The organism is Promicromonospora kroppenstedtii DSM 19349, from assembly GCF_000515355.1.
Lineage (GTDB): Bacteria > Actinomycetota > Actinomycetes > Actinomycetales > Cellulomonadaceae > Promicromonospora > Promicromonospora kroppenstedtii.
In genome coordinates, this window is record NZ_KI911641.1 from 138,753 (window position 1) to 141,710 (window position 2,958).

General features: G+C 72.3%; 4 protein-coding genes, 2 pseudogenes and 1 riboswitch. Of the genes and pseudogenes, 5 read left to right on the forward strand and 1 reads right to left on the reverse strand.

Going from position 1 to position 2,958, the window contains the following annotated elements; all coding sequences use genetic code 11:
* Positions 1-359, forward strand: a pseudogene (locus PROKR_RS08510) (rRNA small subunit methyltransferase B); the annotation flags it as partial.
* 153 nt (positions 360-512) lie between these two features.
* Here the strand turns inward: PROKR_RS08510 and PROKR_RS08515 are convergent.
* Positions 513-941 (reverse strand): DUF1761 domain-containing protein, encoded by a 429-nt coding sequence (locus PROKR_RS08515; protein ID WP_036961869.1) that lies wholly within the window; start codon positions 939-941, stop codon positions 513-515.
* A 36-nt stretch (positions 942-977) separates the two neighbouring features.
* Between PROKR_RS08515 and rpe the strand changes: the two genes are divergently transcribed.
* The 4 genes and pseudogenes from rpe to PROKR_RS08535 form a co-directional block, all read left to right on the forward strand.
* The gene (gene rpe, locus PROKR_RS08520; RefSeq protein WP_036961871.1) at positions 978-1,640 is read left to right on the forward strand and encodes a ribulose-phosphate 3-epimerase; all 663 of its coding nucleotides are present in this window, start codon (positions 978-980) and stop codon (positions 1,638-1,640) included.
* A gap of 191 nt (positions 1,641-1,831) precedes the next feature.
* Positions 1,832-2,245: a hypothetical protein gene (locus tag PROKR_RS08525; protein WP_051432797.1), complete on the forward strand. Its 414-nt coding sequence runs from the start codon at positions 1,832-1,834 to the stop codon at positions 2,243-2,245.
* Complete coding sequence (locus PROKR_RS08530; protein ID WP_245605753.1) at positions 2,242-2,427, forward strand: DUF2306 domain-containing protein; 186 nt, start codon at positions 2,242-2,244, stop codon at positions 2,425-2,427. Before PROKR_RS08525 ends, PROKR_RS08530 begins: the two co-directional genes overlap by 4 nt.
* Positions 2,428-2,512: 85 nt before the next feature.
* Positions 2,513-2,649, forward strand: a riboswitch (FMN riboswitch).
* A gap of 120 nt (positions 2,650-2,769) precedes the next feature.
* Positions 2,770-2,958: pseudogene (locus PROKR_RS08535) on the forward strand (hypothetical protein); the annotation flags it as partial.

Genomic DNA, 2,958 nt, shown 5'->3' on the forward strand with positions numbered 1-2,958 from the left:
CGCTCCGCCGTCGGCCCGAGAGCCGGTGGCGGCGGACGCCGTCCGACCTCGCGGCCCTGACCGGCCTGCAGCGCGAGCTGCTGGCGTCGGCGCTGGACGCCGTCCGGCCCGGGGGAGTGGTGGCCTACGTGACGTGCTCGCCGCACCTGGCCGAGACGCAGCTCGTGGTCGCCGACGTACTGAAGAAGCGTGACGACGTCGAGCGGCTGGACGCCCCGGCCGCGGTGCGTGCGGTGGTGCGCCCGGCGGCGCGCGAGGAGGACGAGATCCCGCTGGGGGAACGCGACGACGTGCAGCTCTGGCCGCACGTGCACGGGACGGACGCGATGCACCTGACGCTGCTGCGCCGCACGGCGTAGGGCTGCTGCTCGGTCTGCGTCCCGGAGGGATGCTTCGCGCACGAGCTGCGTTGCGGGGAGTCGACAATGTCCACTCTCCGCAACACAGCTCGCGGGACTGTCTCTTGTCCGGGCCCGCGGCGGCGCCGCGCACGTCGGCCGGTTGATCGGGACCTACACGCCCGCCGGCGGCCACACCCCGATGATCACGGACATGACCAGGATCGTCACCAGCTCGTGCGCGAGGTTCAGAGTGGTGAGCGCGGGCGGGCGGCCCTCGAAGGCGTCGTGCGTGATCATCCGGGCGGCCGTGAAGCCGATCCAGAGCAGCACGCCGGTCACGACCGCCGCGCTGAAGAAGCTGCCCTCGTAGAACCGCCAGGCGATGAAGACGGCCCCGGCCAGTACCCACGCGGTCAGGAAGCTGACGATCACCGTGACGACGATCGGCCAGACGCCCCTCGCCTCGGCGTCCTCCCGGTCCACCTTCGCCAGGCGCATCCAGCGGGTGCCGAACACGCGGGGCGTGTACCAGACCGAACCCACGACGAGCGTGGAGAGCGTGGCCACGATCACGGCCCAGTAGTTCACATCGGGGATCATCGCCGCTCCCTGTCCATCGGCCTCTAGGCTGGCATCATGGCAGCACTCATCGCCCCCAGCATCCTGTCCGCCGACTTCGCGAACCTCGAGCGCGACCTCGGCAAGATCGCCTCCGCCGACTACGCGCACGTCGACGTCATGGACAACCACTTCGTGCCGAACCTGACGCTGGGGCTGCCGGTTTTCGAGCGGCTCGCCAAGGTGTCGCCGATCCCGCTCGACGCCCACCTCATGATCGAGGACCCGGACCGCTGGGCACCCGCGTTCGCGGAGGCCGGGGCGGCGTCCGTCACCTTCCACGCGGAGGCCGCGCAGGCGCCCGTCCGGCTGGCGCGGGAGCTGCACCGGCTCGGTGCGCGGGCGGGTGTCGCGCTGCGTCCGGCGACCCCCGTGGAGCCGTTCCTCGACCTGCTGGCCGAGGTCGACATGATTCTCGTGATGACGGTCGAGCCCGGGTTCGGCGGGCAGCCGTTCATCGAGGGCACGCTGCCCAAGATCCGCCGCGCACGGCAGGCCGTGAGCGAGTCCGGGCTCGACGTCTGGATCCAGGTCGACGGGGGAGTGTCGCGGGACACGATCGAGCGGGCGGCCGACGCCGGCGCGAACGTCTTCGTGGCGGGTTCCGCCGTGTACGGGGCCGAGGACATCCCGGCGGAGATCGCGACGCTGCGCGAGCTGGCGGACAAGCACACCCACTGACCGGCTTTCTGGCCGCCGTCGGACTGCAGGCTGGCCGTGTGCGCTGACTGCGGACCTAGAAAAATAGTGTGCCAAGCGGGTCGCGCACCCCAGCGCGGACGGCGGGTACCTCACCAGAAGGCCCCGGCGGGGGAGTCCAGCTCGTACTTCTGGCCGATCCCTCGGGGCGCCTCCGCTCGTAGCATGAGGCCGTGTCCGCCATCCGTTCGGTCTGGGACGAGCCTCGACCCGCCGACCCGCCCGCACGGGCGTGGTGGGACTGGGTCATGGTCGGCGTGCTCGTCGGCGCCGCGGTGATCGAGGGGATCGCGCGCCCCGACGTCCCCGGGCGCTGGCTGCAGGTCGCCACGGTCGTGGTGCTCGCGCCGACCCTGCTCTGGCGGCGTGCCCACCCGCTGCTGATGGTCGCGATGGCGTTCGTCGCATCAGGGATCCCGGCCGTGCTCCTGGGCCGGGAGCTGGACCTCGCGGCCGGCGTCTTCCAGCTGGTGCTGGCGTACGCGCTGTTCCGGTGGGGGAGCGGGCGTGCCATGGTGCTCGGCGGCGCGCTGATCCTGGCCAAGCGGCGCTGCGCCGCGACCTCGCGATGCACTCCGCGTGGATGACGCGCGCGTACGCGCTGGCCATGGGTGCGGGGACCCAGGGGCTGCTCCTCGGGCCGCTCGTGCTGGTCACCGGCAGCCTCGACCCGGTGACCAACTCGATCGGGCTGACCGCCGGCTGGGTGATCAACATCGCGGTGGCCGAGTGGGTGATCCACCGCCGTCGGCTGCGGGAGCGCGGGTAGTCGGACCGGTCCGGCCCCGCATGTGACGCAAGCCATGGCTCCGCCGTCGGCGACCTGTGGCATGCTGACGAGCAGCAGTACGCACACACGTGCTCCGGGGTCGGTGTAATTCCGAGCCGGCGGTGATAGTCCGCGACCCGCGTCCGTCCGCAAGGGCAGGCCGGTTGACCTGGTGGAATTCCAGGACCGACGGTGAAAGTCCGGATGGGAGGAAGCACGTGCGGCGCCGCCGTCCCCCGGGGCGTGCGTCGCCGTGACGTCGTGCGCGCGGGCCGGGCCTTGCGGCTCCCGGTCCGCGTACCCGTCGTCCACCCCGGAGCACCGACGCTCGGGGAGGACGGCATGAACCAGGCAGCCACGGAGCACGCGGCCACCGATCAGGCGAGCACCGATCAGGCGAGCACCGATCACACGGCCACAGCACCGCACGGACTCGAGACCGTGATGCGCCGCGCCCTCGCGCTCGCCGCGCTGGGCCCGGCCCACGGCCCCAACCCGCGCGTCGGCTGCGTGCTCCTGGACCCGGGCGGC

Bases quoted from the DNA above. Each gene is read 5' to 3' on its own strand.
- PROKR_RS08515 (WP_036961869.1), bottom strand. From the start codon at position 941: ATGATCCCCGATGTGAACTACTGGGCCGTGATCGTGGCCACGCTCTCC.
- rpe (WP_036961871.1), top strand. From the start codon at position 978: ATGGCAGCACTCATCGCCCCCAGCATCCTGTCCGCCGACTTCGCGAAC.
- PROKR_RS08530 (WP_245605753.1), top strand. From the start codon at position 2,242: ATGACGCGCGCGTACGCGCTGGCCATGGGTGCGGGGACCCAGGGGCTG.